We start from the raw sequence: 13,853 nt of genomic DNA on the forward strand, positions 1-13,853 counted from the left end.
AAATCTCAGGTCTTCGATTTGCGTGGGAAGCAAAGGCAGCACAACCGTTTCGGTCTCGGATAACATAGATGCACTTGGTGGGTCGATCTGTTGGGAACATTGCTATTCTAGCAGGGAAACTATTATATGGAAATCGCCTAATACGGCGATCGGCTGGAGGGTGGTTTAGCGCGGCTGGCACAGCGGGCCGGGAACTCAGGCCCCGAAACGCAACGGACGGGGCGAGTGCCCCGTCCGGTCTAAGTCGCCTTCCAGAACGTTAGCGCGCCGCAGGCATAGGCGGGGCCGGATTTTCATGCTCGGCCTGCGCTGCGGCAAATTCCTCCGGGCTGATCCGTCCATCGCCATTGGTATCTAATGCACCAAACGGCGGGGCATTGCGCAGGCTGCCCAGCGGTTGACCCGCTTGTGACTTCTCGACGGCCCGATTGGCGCGCGCGTCATTGAACTCAGACGGACTGAGACTACCGTCATGATTCTCGTCGAGGTCGGCAAAACTGGGCATGCCCCCCATCCCGGCACTCAGTCCCATACGCGGACCGGCACCCATGGGTCCGGCGCCCGCCGTTACGGCAGGCGGCTGCACCGTGTTGAATTCCTCGAGCGTTACCTGACCGTCACTATTGAGATCGAGTACCGCAAATGACGGCGTATTGGCGGCCCCGCCCAGCGGCGCACCCGCGGCATCGCGGGCCGCCCGCTGTTGAGCCTGGACGGCAATGAACTCCTGCTCGGTGACGACGCCGTTGCCGTCCCTGTCATAGGCGGCAAAGGGCAGTGGACTGCCGACCGGTGCGGCCAGCGTGGTCTGGGCGCCGCAGATCGCCGTGATCGCGACGCTCAGGGCAAACATCCGGGTCTGGTATTTCATCTCTGCGCTCCGTTGATTGATCACATGTTGGACGGCGTTGCACCCGGCACCGGGCCGGGGCCAGCGCCTGCCGAGGGCCGTTGACGGACACCGCCGGGCCTGACTGCCGCCACCCGCCTTCAAAGGCGTCTGGCTCATCGCGACCCGAAGCGCCGCCGCTGAGTGCCTCAGGTACGCCCCGCAACTTAGATCAAACCCCTATAGCCACTCGGTGCGCTGGCAAACATTATAGGAATATTTTTTCGGTGCCACCGGCAACCGCAAATCGATTCCACCGCCGTGACGAGGGGTCGCGGACGCGCCCGCGCTAGGCCAGGTGGTCGACGTCGAGTCCCCAACGGTCCAGCATCTGGCGGTAGACGGCGAGCCCGGCATCGCCGAAGTGGCCGTCGGCATGGGCGATCAGGAGCAGGGCCTGGGCCAGATAGCGACGCCGCTCCGGGTCGGTAACCCCCGCCAGCACCGCGTCCACCCAGTCGGTATCGGCCAGACCGACATAACGCGCGGTGCCGGCATGGGCAATCAGGTCGTCACAGTAGGCGTCGAACACCACCGCGAACAGGTTGCGATCCACCCCCAGGGTCTCCAGTACGCCGAGCCGCTCCAGGGTCTCCATCTCGCGCTCGGCCACGTCGCCGTCACACACGACAAAGAGGGTGATGACCCGCAGCATCGCCTCCGGGCTGTTCTCCGGGTAGGGGGTGAGCTCGGGCAGGGGGGGGCATTCGGGCAGGGTCATTGGGGTACTCCGGTCAGCGGTGTGCGGGGATGGTGTGCGGGGCTACATAATCGCACAGGGGGCGGCCCGCGCACGAGAACCCGAGCGGATTGCCTTGAGGCAGGGATCGGGTCGACAATCGGCAGGCACCGCACCAACCCCCGCACGATCAGTCCGCCGAGGACCTGCACCCATGTTCTTCCCCATCCCCGAACCCGTCCGCCGCCAGGCCAAATCCCCACACGAACTGGCCATGGTCAATCTGCTGCTCTTCAACCTGGTGATGTTGATCGCCCTGCTGGCCGGGAGCTTCGTGGAAAAGGATTCACCCATGGCGTCCTACCGGGTACTGGCGGTCGCGGTGCCGCTCGGCGGCTCGCTCGCCATCATCGCCTACAGCTTCCTGCGCGCGCGGCGCACGGCGCTCGCGGGTCCCTGGTTCCTGGCCGCGCACTGGCGGCTGGCGACCGGCCGTTATCTGGTCCTGTTGATGGTGTATCTGGCCGGTGGCGGCCTGATCGCCCTGGCCTGGCTCCTGGCGCACGCCCAGAAGCAAGCCGGGATGCAGGACATGATGTTCATCGCACTACAACGGGTCGCCATCGCCCCCATGTTGATCGCGCTGATGGTGCTCATCATGCTGGCGTCCGGCGCACTCTATCAGGCCCAGCGGGGCGAGGTGCCGGAGCGGCTGCTGCGGCGTTTCCCACCCCCGCCGGACCTGACGGGGGCGGACACTGAATTTGCATCGGGTACACCTTCGGCCTGATCATGCGCGACCCGGCCGCTGCCGGCCGGACCAGCGACTGACCAGTTAATCTACAGTTTCCGCGCTGATACCTAGGAGTGACCATGAATCTGACCCCCAACCTGCTCGCCGCCGCCGTGCTGTCAGTCGGCGCCCCGACCGCCCTGGCCGCCAACCCCAAGGTGGCCCTGGACGTGACCATCGGCGGTGAGCCGGCCGGCACCATCACGGTCGAGCTCTTTGCCGATGTGGTGCCGAAGACCGCGGAGAACTTCCGCGCGCTCTGCACCGGCGAGAAGGGCATGGGCAAAAGCGGCAAGCCACTGAGCTACGCCGGCAGCCCCTTCCACCGCATCATCCCCGGCTTCATGATTCAGGGCGGCGACTTTACCCGCGGCAACGGCACCGGCGGCGAGTCGATCTATGGCGAGAAGTTTGCCGACGAGAACTTCAAGCTCAAGCACGCGGGCCCCGGCACCCTGTCCATGGCCAACGCCGGACCCAACACCAACGGTTCGCAGTTCTTCATCACCGTGGGCGATACCTCCTGGCTGGACGGCAAGCATGTCGTCTTCGGCAAGGTGATCGATGGCATGGACGTGGTCAAGAAGCTGGAGGCCCAGGGCTCCCAGTCCGGTAGCACCAAGAGCGACGTCAGGCTGGCGGCCTGCAAAGAGCTCTAAGCGGCCCCGAATGGATGGCCGCGACCGGCGCGCCGGACGCGGCCATCGCGGACTCATTTGCGGACCTCAGAGCGCCATGCCCCAGCAACTGCACTGCGCCGCCGCCGACTGTCTGATGATCGGCGATCGGCCGGACACCGATATCGCCGGGGCCGAGCGCCTGGGAATTTGGACTGCACTGGTGCGCACCGGCCGCTTCGCGCCCGGTCGGGACTGGTTGGCCGACCTGCCCCGACCGAATATCGATGTTGCGGACCTCGCGGCCCTGATGGACGCACTGGATGAGGCGTTTCCCGGACTGCTCGCCGTGCCTTAACCTCGAAACAGCGATTGTCACGCCAAGGCGCCAAGCTCGCCAAGGCTTTTCAGCCCCTTATCGATTCACCCGATGGGTGAACTCAACACTCGACACATCTCATTGTCTTTCTTGGCGAGCTTGGCGCCTTGGCGTGAGCAATTCTCTGACTTTTACTGATGGCTTCAGCGGACCAGCCGGGGCCGTGACCCCGACCGGCAGCCGCCGTCACCGCACCCGCATGCCGATACCGCCGGACCCCTCGGAGTCGCCGAACGCGCCCCACTCATCGAACCCGTCAAGGCTGTCGCCCCAGGGATCGGATCGCTCAACCGCTGCCGGACGGCCACCGCCGCCGTCGCCACCGCCGTCACGGGCGCGCTGCAACCGATCGAGTATGTCCAGGGCGAGCCGGCTGGCCCCCCGGGCCTCGTAATATTGGGCGATCTCCAACAGCTTGGCCGTCGCGCGTAGGGCCGGCTCGGTCCCTGGGTGCTGCCCGACAACCTTGAGGTACAGGTCCGCGGCCTGGTGTAACCGGCCCTCCGCATGGCGCTGGGCGGCCGTGCGCAGCGTCAGGTCGCGGCCGGCGTGACCGAGCTCCGGGGCGGGGCGGGCGCGGATCGCGGGGTGTCGCACCAGGGGCAGCTCGCACCAAACCGGCGCAGCCTGATCGGTGGCGCACAGGGGCTGTGCAAGCAGGCTCGCGACGACCTCCAACAACGCCAGGTCGGCGCGGGCGGAGCGCTCAGGGGCGCGCCGCCGGTGGGCCGCCAGCACCCCGACCGGCAGGTGATCGCGCACGATGGGCACGGCCAGGAAGGCGACCTGCTCGGGGGGCAGCGCATCCAGGGTCACGGCGCGCGCCAGGTAGCCCGGCTCGTCGCGCACGTTGGCGATTAGTGCCGCCACGCCGCTGTGAAAGACCCGCCCGGAGACACCCTCGCCGATGCGGTAGCGGCCACGCTCCAACTCGGCCGGCGTCAGGCCATGGGCGTAACGGATATAGATCTCGCCCGCGGCCGGGTCCGCGAGCATGACCCGGCCGCGCGCCAGACCGGCGGACTCGTCCAGGTGGCGGAGGATGTCCTGGATGCGGGACTCGGCGTCATCGGCGCGCGAGACGATGCGGGCGATCTGCTGGAGCGCCAACAACTCAGCGCCGGGGGCGGTCTCGATGTCGGTGGGGTGCATAGGGTGACTCCGGCTGAAGCTGTGACTTGAATCACGCCATGCGATAAACAGGCCAGGTTTCTGCCGACGCCGATCATTTTGGCGACACGCAGCGCGGCCGGAGCCGTTCGTGTGCCGTAGGAGCGGCCCCCCGGCCGCGACCGGTTACCCCGCGAGGCCCCGCCGCTGGCCCTCGCCGGTGCAGTTAGGTAGCATCCATCGCCATCCCCATTGTCACAAACGCGCCAAGTTTCATTTCAAAGGTACCCCGATGTCAGTGCGATTGTTGCCCCCGGCCCGTTCCTGGCTCCTGCTCGCCGCGCTCCTGCCACCCCTGGCCGGGGCGGTCTGCCCCCCGGGCGGGGGTCTCACGCTGCTGCATTTCAATGACTTCCACGGCCAGTTGGAGCCCTACGCAGACCCGCAAAACCAGGTCGAGCGCGGCGGCATCGCCCGTCTCACCGCCACCGTGGCCCAAATACGGGCGCAGGAGCCGGCGCGTCCGGTGGTGTTCCTGTTCGCCGGCGACCTGCTGCAAGGCACCCTGACCTCCAGCCTCTTCCTGGGCGTGCCGGATGTCGCACTCTTTGGGCGCATGGGGATGGACGCCATGGCGATGGGCAATCACGAGCTCGACTATGGCCAGGCGGTGTTTCGCCGACTGGCCGCGAAGGCGCCATTCCCCATCCTAACCGCCAACGTACAGGCCCACCCGGCCCCCCTGCCCGTGGTACCCCAGGTCGTCATCGAGCGGCCAGGCACCCCACGGGTGGCCGTGCTGGGGCTGACCTCGCCTGAGTTGGCGACCGCCACCCATCCGCGGAACATGGATGGCATCAGCGTGGAAGAGCCGGTCGCCGTCGCCCAGCGCCTGGTGCCCGGCCTGCGCGAAGGGGCCGACCTGATGGTGGTGCTGTCGCACATGGGGATCGCGGAGGACCGCCGACTGGCCCGCACCGTCCCCGGCATCGACCTGATCGTGGGCGGCCACAACCACAATCTTTATACAGAGCCGGTGATGGAAAACGGGGTCGCCATCCTCCAAGCCGGGGAGCGTGGCGGCTGGCTGGGGCGTCTGGACCTGGAGTGTCGCGACGGGCACCTGGCCCGCACCGGTTACCAACTGATCCCGATCGGCCCCGCGAGCCCAGAGGACCCGGTGGTCGCGACCGAGGTCCAGCGCATCGCGGCGCAGGCCGACCAGGAACTGGACCAACAGGTCGGCACCAGCGCCCGCGAACTGAGCGCCTGGCGCGAGCTGATCCGCCGGGGCGAGGCGCCCTTCGGCGATTTCGTGGCCGACCTGGCCCGCTCGATCACCCAGACCGAGGTGGCGCTGTTTAACGGCGGCAGCTTCCGCGCGAGCATCCCGGCGGGTCCGGTGACGCTCAAGTCGATCTACCAGGCCTTCCCCTTCCGCAATGAGCTGGTGGTCGGGGAGCTCACCGGCGAGCAATTGCTCGCCGCCCTGGCACGCAGCGCCGCGCTCGACCCGGCGGACAACCCCGGGGGCTTCCTCCAGGTCTCCGGGGTGCGCTATGCAATTGAGGGCACACGGCTCGCCTCCGCTACGGTGGGAGACGCGCCGATCGACCCGGCACGCCGCTATCGGGTGGTAACCTCGGACTTCCTGGCCGCGGGCGGCGACGGCTACGGCATGCTCGAGACCATGGACAAGCGGGTGATGAGCGGACGCCTGATCTCAGACATGGTCATCGAAGGCTTCCGCGCCGCCGGGACGGTGGACCCGCAGCCGGATGGGCGGATCGTGCGGCAATGATCCTTCACCACCGATTGCTGCGAACAAGGCTCTAATCGCGATGGATACCCTCGTCGCCCGCGCCCGCGAGTTCGCCACCGAGGCCCATGTGCGCATCGACCAGCGCCGCAAGTACACCCAACAGCCCTACCAGGAACACCTCAAGGCCGTGGCCCAATTGGTGATGGAGGTCAGCGACGACCCGGAGACCATCGCCGCGGCCTGGCTGCACGACACCGTTGAGGACACCACCGCCACCTTCGGCGACCTGGAGCAGGCCTTTGGACCGGCGGTGGCTCAACTGGTGGCAGAACTCACCGACGCGAGCAAGCCCAGCGACGGCAACCGTGCCACCCGCAAGGCGATCGACCTGCGGCACAGCGCCGCGGCGTCGGCGCGCGCCCAAACCGTCAAGCTCGCCGACCTGACCGACAACTGCCGCGACATCTGTCGCCACGACCCCACCTTCGGCCGCGTCTATCTCGCCGAGGCCGCGGCCCTGCTGGGGGTCCTCACGGCGGGAGATCAAGTCCTCTATCGACGTGCGCAAAAGACCGTGGCGGAGTGCGCCAAGCGCTTGGGTCTACCGTCGCCGAGTGAGACCCGAGAGCCGGACGCGGTCCCGGACCCGCCAACGCCGGCCAGCCTGTCCCAGCGACGCGCCCAGCGACTCTTCACCGCGGCCTTTACCGCCCGTGACATCGCCGAGCCCCTGCGCACCTTCGACCTCGCCCACCCCGCGCCGGCGATCGCCGCGGTCCTGAAGCCCCGCGACCTGGAGATCGCCGGGCTACGCGGCGAGGGCGTGACCGTCGGCTATGTGCGTGCCCACGACCTGGGAGCCGGGCCGGCGGACGAACACCTGCGCCCCTTCGCCGCCGGCCAGGTGATCACCGGCGACGCCTCACTCTCAGAGGTGATCGGCATCCTGTCCCGCTACGACTCTTGCTTCGTGACCGCCATGGGGGACGTGTCCGGCGTCGTGACCCGCGACGACATCCAGAAGCCCATCGTGCGCATGTGGCTGTTTGGGATCATTACCCTGGTGGAAATGGACCTGGTGGAGCGCATCCGTACCCGCTGGCCGGACGGCCACTGGACCCGCCTGCTCTCCGCCGGGCGCCTGGACAAGGCCCAGGCCCTGCTGCTGGAGCGCCGCCGCCGCGGCCAACACGCGGACCTGCTCGATTGTATTCAACTGGGCGACAAGGCGCGGATCCTGCTGGAGGACGAGGGACAACGCGACCTCTTCGGCTTCGCCACCAAAGGGGCGGCACAGCGCGTCCTCAAGGACCTGGAATCGCTGCGCAACAACCTGGCCCACGCTCAGGACATCGTAACCCACGATTGGCCCCAGATCGCCCGCCTGGCCCGCCGGATCGAGGACACCATCGCGCACTTCACCTGAACCGGCAGCGGGGAGCGCGCTGACCATCACAGTCAGCCCGAAACCCGGTGGGAGCGGCTTCAGCCGCGACGCGACCTCGCAAGCTGCAATGGCCTCGTCGTTTGGCCCATTCGTTTAGCGCCCGCCCCCGGCAAGGTTTATGATCGCACCTCGCCGGGGTGCCCTGGACCCGGAATACACGTGAACAGTCACGAGCACTGGGGCTGAATCGACGAATGTCAGGAGCCATCACAATGGTCGACGGTTTGGCCCGTATCCTCGCCGGGGGCATCCTGCTCCTGGCCTCACTGTCGGCCCTCGCCGATCCACCCGTGACCCTGCTGATCCACGGGATAGTCCTCGATCCCACCGAGCATACCAATGCCTGGGGCGATTACGACCCGGACGCCACCGCCCCGGAGGCCCGCTGGAGCGGGATGATCGGTGCCCTGCGAACCGCCGGCTTCCGCTATGGTGGGGAGTTGCGCGCAACCAACGGCGCCGCCCCGCCGGATGCCCAGCTCATCGCCACGGGCGCAGACACCGGCCCAGGCAACGCCAACCTGTTCGTCTTACAGTTTTCCGCGTCCGCCAATACCGACGGCCTGGCCTACCGGGCGCTCGAACTCAACGCCTGCATCAAGGCCGCCACCCGGCTGACCGGCGCACGCCAGGTCGCCTTGGTGGCCCACAGCGCTGGCGGTCTGGTCGCGCGCGCCTACCTTCAGGATGCCTTACCCGGCGTACCCTATGGCGGGGATGTGGAGCGCCTGATCAGCATCGCCTCGCCCCACCTCGGCAGCGCCATGGCCGCCAGTTTCGGGGATCTGCTCGGTGCCCAGGCCAGTTCGCTCAAGCCCGGGGCCGACCTGATTCGTCGGCTCAACCTGGAACTCCCGCTGCCGGTGCAACCCCGCTACGCCTCGATCCTGGTGCGCGGCATGGGGGCCGACGCCCGTGGCACCGGCTCGGCCCAACCCGCCATGATGGACACGACCTTCGCCGCCGCGCTACCCGCTGACCTGCGCACGGGCGGCGACCAAGTAGTCCAGGTGCTATCACAGAATCTGGCCTTGGCACCGGCCGCCCGGCACTACGAACAAGCAAGCGGGCGGCCGGTGCTCTTCCCACTGGTGCGCGTCAACGATCCGACGCCCGAGGATCGCCTGTCGCTGAACGAAACACGAGTCCACGAGGTCGCCACCCAGGACCCGGCGGTCCACACGCTGGTCATTGCACTGCTGCAATCCGAACCGGACCCCTGGGGCCCCAAGCCCCCCACCGACCCGGCGGTCCTCGCGCAGGCGCGCCTGCTCGCGATCGGCGCGGTCGAGCGCGCCGCAATAGCGCGGCACCCATTGAGCGAGGTCTCGGCCGTCGACCTGCGGGAATGTCGCCGCACCGACCTCGCGGATGGACGCGTGACCTTCCGCTTCGCCGGGACCGCCCACACCCGCGGCAATCTGCTCCAGATCAGCAGGCACCAGACTGAGGTCTCCGGCACGCTCTGGATACAAGTGGACCCCTTCGGCCGGCTGATCGGCAGCGGTACGGATCGCCTCGTCACCAGACGACTCGGCGGCTGAGCGCACTCGGGCTGTAACGATGTCAAAACGTCATGAATGCAAGCGGAACACCAGGCTCGGTTACTCCGACTGCTGCTTGGCCGACCCGGGGGAGCGCCTACGCCCCGGTCGCACGCCTGGGCGCGGCGGCACCCGACCGCCCAGACCGGCCGTCTCCGGCTGGCCCAGTGCAACCAGGATGGCAGAGCGCGCCTGACCGGAGAGGGAGCGGCGGTCATCGCCCGGCCCCGGGTGGATGGGCTCAAGGAACTGGACCCGCGCCACCAGCCCCGGGTGGCGCAGGACGCCCCACAGGTTGGCGATCAGGGTCTGATCGCCGACGAAGGCGATGCTGCGATCAGGCGCGGGCCGGTCCACGAACCGATACGAAACGGCCACCGGCTGGACCCCCAGGCCAGGTTGCAGTGCGATGGAAAACAGTCGGGGATAAAAGCGGCCCACCCCGGCGCCCTCGGAGGTGGTGCCCTCGGGGAAGATCACCAGGCTCACCCCGCGGGCGATCCGCGCGCCGATCTCGGCGGTGACCGGGCCGACCTGGTTGGCGCCGCGCTCGATGAACAGGGTGTCGACCACGCCGGACATCCAGCCGATCAGGGGCCAACCGCGCACCTCCGACTTGGACAGGAAACCCAGGGGCGCTTGGGCGCCCAAGACCGTCACGTCCAGCCAGGAGATGTGATTGCTGACCAGTAGACAGCCGCTCGCCAGCACCCCGCTGACCTCCACCCGCACCCCCAGGGCGCGGCATTCGCGTCGATACCACCACTGCACGAGCGCCGGCAACCAGGCGGGGCGGGCGCCGTCGCGCGAGATCAGGCTGACGAAGCCCAGGATCAGCACCCCGGTCAGCACGTGCTCAAGGAGCCGCAGGCAGCGCCAGAGGGTCCGCCAGGCCCCGCAATGCATCGGCTGGGGCGCGGGGGCATTCATGGGCGGCGGCGCACGCTGATGGCCCAGAGCGCGACGAGCAGATAGCCGCTGAAGCCGACCAGCGCCCAGTGCGGCAGGGTCAGACCCAGGATCAGCGGCCCGGGCTCCTCGCAGAAGCCGGTGGCGAGAAAGAGCTGAGGCAAACGCTCACCCAGCCAGTCGACCCAGACGTCGATGAAGGCCAGGGGGCCGCCGCCGCAGGAGGCGCTCTCGGGCGGTTGCAGTTGCAGCCAAATCTGGTAGGAGGCGATGCCGATGCCGCCGGCCGCACCGATGAGGCTCAACAGACCCGGAAACAGGGCCGCCGCGCGCGGCCCGAGCCAGGCCGCCGCCAGTGCGAGCAGGCCCAGGACCATGAATAGCGTGCGCTGGAAGATGCACAGCGGGCAGGGGCGCAGGTCCATCCAGGTGACGAGGATCAGGCTACCGACCGCCAGCATCAGACAGCCCAGGGCCAGGAGCGACCACAGCAGACGCGCGGACGGACGGATCATGACGCACCCCCATCGGTGAATCCGTACTCCACCGGCACTCGCAGATAGAAAAGGTTGAGCCCCTGAGCCACGATGTGGGCGAGGAAGCGATTCGCCTCGTCCTCGGTAACGACGAAGCCCACCTCCACCGGCAGGTCGCCGGCCAGCTCGAAGAATTGCTCCTCGTGCAACCGCCCGTGGCGCCCGTAACCGGCCAGGGCGCGGAAGGCCGAGCCGCCGTGCAGGCCGAGCGATTTGGCCTCCTCCAGCAACCATTCATAGGCGAGCCGATGGTGGTGGCGACGCTTCTCCGCCACATAGAATTTGAGAAAGCAGCCGTTCATGGTGTGTTTACTCAATGGGATCAATGCCGGACCATGATCAGGTTGGCCAGGGCCATACCGCCGGCGGTCAAGACGAGCGAACCGGCCAGGTGCGAGCCCGCGGCGGCCAGGCCCCAGCCGTATTCACCCCGGGTGAACAGTGTGACCACCTCCGCCGAGAAGGTCGAAAAGGTGGTGAGCCCGCCCAGGAAGCCGGTGATGGCAAAGAGCCGCAACTCCGGCGGGAGCCCGGGATGACGGCCAAGCCAGGCCACCGCGAACCCGATCAGCAGCCCGCCCAGCAGGTTGGCCGCCAGGGTGCCCAGTGGCAGGGTGGGGAAGAGCGGATTCAGCCGCAGGCCCAGCCCCCAGCGCAGCAGGGCGCCCAGACCGGCGCCGGAAAAAATAGCAAAGACAGCAAGCACGTACAATATCCCCTGGAGGCTGGCCGGACTGGTCACGGCGGCGCGCGCCCGGTTGGCGCCGCCTCCGATAGTCCAGTTTGGGCATAGTGGGCGGTCGGCCCCGCCGGCCAGGCCCGCGCTGGAGCGCCAGACCGTCCCCGCTGGTGCCATGCTAACCCGCACGGTTGGGGATCGCCACCGCGCGACCTCAATGCAGCGGTGCAAACGCGGGTGGCGGCGATCGCGAGGGCAACGCCCCCAGCGGGCCGGAGCGAATTGCCTTAAAACCAGCAAATGCGTAACGTTTCACCCGATCAACTGCGTAGACAAGGCAGCGATGGGGGATTAATCTCTTGCCAACCTGCAACTAACCGATCTAGCCCTGAAGGAAACCAGTCCGCTGCCGCACCACTAGCCGGACCCGAGGCAATCGATGGACTCAAGAGCGATCCCAAACCTTCACGACTATCTGGAAGCGGCCGCGTCGTCGGCCGATCCCGAAGAGCAGGCGTGCGCCCAGAATCTGCTGCTCGACGAACGCCCGCCAGCCGCCGCATCCGACCTTTACCAACCCCACTTCAGCGCCGGGCCGGTCGCTGACCTGGACGATTGGTTCGGTCGCCATCGCGGCTACGCCACGGAACACCTGTTCATCGACCAGGATGAGCCCGAAAACCCATACACTTTTCGCGACATTAATGCCCGTAACCGGTTGACTCAAACCGACCCACAACTCAACCTGATCCGCATCGAGCACGCGGCCTGGCCCTGTTCGCTGCGCGGGCACTCATTCGAGGAGGTCAGGGCACAGATCGAGTCATTTCAACGCGGCGACGCGGCGGCCCTCGACTTCCTCCAGGGTCTCTGCAACACCTGGAACCTGGAGCGCGATCAGCGCCCGGCCTATGTCACCACCGAGATCCAGGTCGAGGACTGCCTGGCCGACGGTGTCGCCGACTGGGCCGTGCAACTGCGCAATCGCCTTGGGCTGGGCCACTACGACCCTGGCCGCTCCGGGCGGCCGGTCGAGATCTTTTTGATGCGCTACCCGGCCTCCGAGGTCATCGCCGCACTCGCCGGCCAGGGCCACCCGGCCCTCCCGACCGTGCTGGACGGCGACCTCAACCCCTTCTTCTTCCCAAGCCCGCTACCGACACTGGAGGCGACGGTCGCCCCACTCTATGGCCGGACGCTCAACCTGACCGCCGTCGACGCCGAAAACGACTACGACATGGGCTGCGAGCTGTTACACCCGCGCATCGACTACCGCCCCGAGCACTTCTACCGCGCCGACCTCATTGCCGAGCCGGTGACCATGCCGCTCGCCCGGGCGCGCGGTTTCCACCTCCCCTGGGTCCGCCTCTATGCCGAGCGCGACGACTTCGGGGCGGACCTCTTTGCCAGAGTTGGTGCATGAACGCGCCCACCGTCAGCCCCGCGGTCGAGCGCTGGAGCGCCCGCCTCGCCGCCGCGCCCGTTCAGGCGATCGGCGATCTTTTGGCCGGCCGCACCTTCCTCGGCGCCTTTGCCCGGGCGCGCCCCTCCGAGGCGCTGGTCCAGATCCTCACCCCCGAACAGATCCCGCTGGCCGACCAGGCCATGCGCGACTGGCTGAGTCAGGTGATCGGCGCCCCGGCGCGGCCGGACCTGCCAGGCAAGCGCTTCGCCGACGCACTGAGCGAGGCGTTCCGCACGGTACTGTTGGTGCCCCTGCCCGAGTCGCGCGCCTGGTGCGCGCAGAATCAGGGCCGGCTGCGATCCTGGCTGCGCGGGTTTTATTTCGGCCACTCGCGCGACCCGGAGGCCGCACTGCTGGTCGCATTGACGCAGGGCCAACCGGACCGCCGACTGCTCGGCCTCTGGCTCGGGCTCGCCCGGCTCTCCGGCGGGGTGTCGGAGGACTATGCACGGCTTGCCATCACCGGCCTGCGGCTCATGCCGGCGGACGACGCGGGCCAGACCGAACGCTCGGTGCCGACGGCCATGCTGCGCGGGGTGTTGGACTTTGGCGAGGCACTAGCGCGACGCGGTGACGTCAAGGGCAAGTCCTGGCTCGCCGAGTTGGACTATCTGGCCGCCGTCTATCCCATGAGCGCGGACGTCTGGGGGCGACGTTTCCGCGATCTGGTCCAGGCGCGAAATGTCTCGGCGCCGGTGCGAAGATGGTTGGATCAGCGGTATCCGGCGGCATTGCGGCCCTATGACACGAAGCAAGCGAGGGGTTTTCTTTCGCCGCCCGACCCTGATGAGCGGCAGGCACTGCTAAGGCAGCTTCCTGGCAAGCTGAGCGCAATCCGTCTGCAGCTTGAAGCGCTTCTGGACAAACATCGCCAATATTGCCGAGCGAGCGGCGACAGCTTCTATCGGCCTTGATCATCGTTCCGGCCACCCCCGGTTACGCCGCCACCAGCAGGAGCGCGGACGACTTGGGCGGACGGGGCCGTCGGCGCGCTGGTGACGGAGGCAACGGCATGCGCTGGAGCACCTGCGCGAACAGCGTTTC

General features: G+C 67.9%; 15 protein-coding genes. 8 read left to right on the plus strand and 7 right to left on the minus strand.

The window, feature by feature from the left end; genetic code table 11:
- Nucleotides 1–259: 259 nt before the first annotated feature.
- Nucleotides 260–871 (minus strand): hypothetical protein, encoded by a 612-nt coding sequence (locus QZX93_RS14450; protein WP_295393703.1) that lies wholly within the window; start codon nucleotides 869–871, stop codon nucleotides 260–262.
- 307 nt (nucleotides 872–1,178) lie between these two features.
- Nucleotides 1,179–1,610, minus strand: coding sequence for a TerB family tellurite resistance protein (locus QZX93_RS14455; RefSeq protein WP_295393701.1), 432 nt, complete (start codon nucleotides 1,608–1,610; stop codon nucleotides 1,179–1,181).
- A gap of 172 nt (nucleotides 1,611–1,782) precedes the next feature.
- Here QZX93_RS14455 and QZX93_RS14460 point away from each other — a divergent pair, with 172 nt between their 5' ends.
- The 3 genes from QZX93_RS14460 to QZX93_RS14470 all read left to right on the plus strand — a co-directional run bounded on the left by QZX93_RS14460 (nucleotide 1,783) and on the right by QZX93_RS14470 (nucleotide 3,336).
- Nucleotides 1,783–2,358 (plus strand): hypothetical protein, encoded by a 576-nt coding sequence (locus QZX93_RS14460; protein WP_295393699.1) that lies wholly within the window; start codon nucleotides 1,783–1,785, stop codon nucleotides 2,356–2,358.
- An 83-nt stretch (nucleotides 2,359–2,441) separates the two neighbouring features.
- On the plus strand, nucleotides 2,442–3,020 hold the full coding sequence (locus QZX93_RS14465) for a peptidylprolyl isomerase (protein WP_295393698.1): 579 nt from the start codon (nucleotides 2,442–2,444) through the stop codon (nucleotides 3,018–3,020).
- Between the two features lie 76 nt (nucleotides 3,021–3,096).
- Nucleotides 3,097–3,336 (plus strand): HAD hydrolase-like protein, encoded by a 240-nt coding sequence (locus QZX93_RS14470; RefSeq protein WP_295393696.1) that lies wholly within the window; start codon nucleotides 3,097–3,099, stop codon nucleotides 3,334–3,336.
- A 207-nt stretch (nucleotides 3,337–3,543) separates the two neighbouring features.
- Here the strand turns inward: QZX93_RS14470 and QZX93_RS14475 are convergent, their stop codons facing one another.
- A complete protein-coding gene (locus QZX93_RS14475; protein ID WP_295393694.1) occupies nucleotides 3,544–4,509 on the minus strand; it encodes a GAF domain-containing protein in 966 nt (321 codons plus the stop codon).
- Nucleotides 4,510–4,759: 250 nt separating this feature from the next.
- Here QZX93_RS14475 and QZX93_RS14480 point away from each other — a divergent pair, with 250 nt between their 5' ends.
- The 3 genes from QZX93_RS14480 to QZX93_RS14490 all read left to right on the plus strand — a co-directional run bounded on the left by QZX93_RS14480 (nucleotide 4,760) and on the right by QZX93_RS14490 (nucleotide 9,220).
- Nucleotides 4,760–6,268, plus strand: a complete 1,509-nt coding sequence (locus QZX93_RS14480; protein ID WP_295393693.1) for a bifunctional UDP-sugar hydrolase/5'-nucleotidase — start codon at nucleotides 4,760–4,762, stop codon at nucleotides 6,266–6,268.
- 40 nt (nucleotides 6,269–6,308) lie between these two features.
- Nucleotides 6,309–7,655: an HD domain-containing protein gene (locus tag QZX93_RS14485; RefSeq protein ID WP_295393691.1), complete on the plus strand. Its 1,347-nt coding sequence runs from the start codon at nucleotides 6,309–6,311 to the stop codon at nucleotides 7,653–7,655.
- A gap of 233 nt (nucleotides 7,656–7,888) precedes the next feature.
- Nucleotides 7,889–9,220 (plus strand): hypothetical protein, encoded by a 1,332-nt coding sequence (locus QZX93_RS14490; protein WP_295393689.1) that lies wholly within the window; start codon nucleotides 7,889–7,891, stop codon nucleotides 9,218–9,220.
- Nucleotides 9,221–9,280: 60 nt separating this feature from the next.
- On the opposite strand, the gene QZX93_RS14495 is transcribed toward QZX93_RS14490, so the two are convergent.
- The 4 genes from QZX93_RS14495 to crcB are packed head-to-tail and all read right to left on the minus strand — an operon-like array spanning nucleotide 9,281 to nucleotide 11,377.
- Nucleotides 9,281–10,150, minus strand: coding sequence for a lysophospholipid acyltransferase family protein (locus tag QZX93_RS14495; protein WP_295393688.1), 870 nt, complete (start codon nucleotides 10,148–10,150; stop codon nucleotides 9,281–9,283).
- The gene (locus tag QZX93_RS14500) at nucleotides 10,147–10,644 is read right to left on the minus strand and encodes a disulfide bond formation protein B (RefSeq protein WP_295393686.1); all 498 of its coding nucleotides are present in this window, start codon (nucleotides 10,642–10,644) and stop codon (nucleotides 10,147–10,149) included. The genes QZX93_RS14495 and QZX93_RS14500 overlap by 4 nt, the downstream gene beginning before the upstream one ends.
- Nucleotides 10,641–10,967 carry a DUF190 domain-containing protein gene (locus QZX93_RS14505; RefSeq protein ID WP_295393684.1) on the minus strand — a complete coding sequence of 109 codons (327 nt, stop codon included), beginning with the start codon at nucleotides 10,965–10,967 and terminating at the stop codon, nucleotides 10,641–10,643. Before QZX93_RS14505 ends, QZX93_RS14500 begins: the two co-directional genes overlap by 4 nt.
- A gap of 20 nt (nucleotides 10,968–10,987) precedes the next feature.
- Nucleotides 10,988–11,377, minus strand: coding sequence for a fluoride efflux transporter CrcB (crcB, locus tag QZX93_RS14510; RefSeq protein ID WP_295393717.1), 390 nt, complete (start codon nucleotides 11,375–11,377; stop codon nucleotides 10,988–10,990).
- Nucleotides 11,378–11,783: 406 nt separating this feature from the next.
- On the opposite strand from crcB, the gene QZX93_RS14515 reads away from it, so the two are divergent.
- A complete protein-coding gene (locus tag QZX93_RS14515) occupies nucleotides 11,784–12,767 on the plus strand; it encodes a hypothetical protein (RefSeq protein ID WP_295393682.1) in 984 nt (327 codons plus the stop codon).
- Complete coding sequence (locus QZX93_RS14520) at nucleotides 12,764–13,723, plus strand: hypothetical protein (protein WP_295393680.1); 960 nt, start codon at nucleotides 12,764–12,766, stop codon at nucleotides 13,721–13,723. Before QZX93_RS14515 ends, QZX93_RS14520 begins: the two co-directional genes overlap by 4 nt.
- Nucleotides 13,724–13,853 lie beyond the last annotated feature (130 nt).

This window comes from uncultured Thiodictyon sp., assembly GCF_903946935.1.
GTDB lineage: Bacteria > Pseudomonadota > Gammaproteobacteria > Chromatiales > Chromatiaceae > Thiodictyon.

What these genes read in the sequence shown, in the direction of transcription:
- QZX93_RS14450 (WP_295393703.1), bottom strand. Translation starts at nt 871, where the DNA reads ATGAAATACCAGACCCGGATGTTTGCCCTGAGCGTCGCGATCACGGCG.
- QZX93_RS14455 (WP_295393701.1), bottom strand. Translation starts at nt 1,610, where the DNA reads ATGACCCTGCCCGAATGCCCCCCCCTGCCCGAGCTCACCCCCTACCCG.
- QZX93_RS14460 (WP_295393699.1), top strand. Translation starts at nt 1,783, where the DNA reads ATGTTCTTCCCCATCCCCGAACCCGTCCGCCGCCAGGCCAAATCCCCA.
- QZX93_RS14465 (WP_295393698.1), top strand. Translation starts at nt 2,442, where the DNA reads ATGAATCTGACCCCCAACCTGCTCGCCGCCGCCGTGCTGTCAGTCGGC.
- QZX93_RS14470 (WP_295393696.1), top strand. Translation starts at nt 3,097, where the DNA reads ATGCCCCAGCAACTGCACTGCGCCGCCGCCGACTGTCTGATGATCGGC.
- QZX93_RS14475 (WP_295393694.1), bottom strand. Translation starts at nt 4,509, where the DNA reads ATGCACCCCACCGACATCGAGACCGCCCCCGGCGCTGAGTTGTTGGCG.
- QZX93_RS14480 (WP_295393693.1), top strand. Translation starts at nt 4,760, where the DNA reads ATGTCAGTGCGATTGTTGCCCCCGGCCCGTTCCTGGCTCCTGCTCGCC.
- QZX93_RS14485 (WP_295393691.1), top strand. Translation starts at nt 6,309, where the DNA reads ATGGATACCCTCGTCGCCCGCGCCCGCGAGTTCGCCACCGAGGCCCAT.
- QZX93_RS14490 (WP_295393689.1), top strand. Translation starts at nt 7,889, where the DNA reads ATGGTCGACGGTTTGGCCCGTATCCTCGCCGGGGGCATCCTGCTCCTG.
- QZX93_RS14495 (WP_295393688.1), bottom strand. Translation starts at nt 10,150, where the DNA reads ATGAATGCCCCCGCGCCCCAGCCGATGCATTGCGGGGCCTGGCGGACC.
- QZX93_RS14500 (WP_295393686.1), bottom strand. Translation starts at nt 10,644, where the DNA reads ATGATCCGTCCGTCCGCGCGTCTGCTGTGGTCGCTCCTGGCCCTGGGC.
- QZX93_RS14505 (WP_295393684.1), bottom strand. Translation starts at nt 10,967, where the DNA reads ATGAACGGCTGCTTTCTCAAATTCTATGTGGCGGAGAAGCGTCGCCAC.
- QZX93_RS14515 (WP_295393682.1), top strand. Translation starts at nt 11,784, where the DNA reads ATGGACTCAAGAGCGATCCCAAACCTTCACGACTATCTGGAAGCGGCC.
- QZX93_RS14520 (WP_295393680.1), top strand. Translation starts at nt 12,764, where the DNA reads ATGAACGCGCCCACCGTCAGCCCCGCGGTCGAGCGCTGGAGCGCCCGC.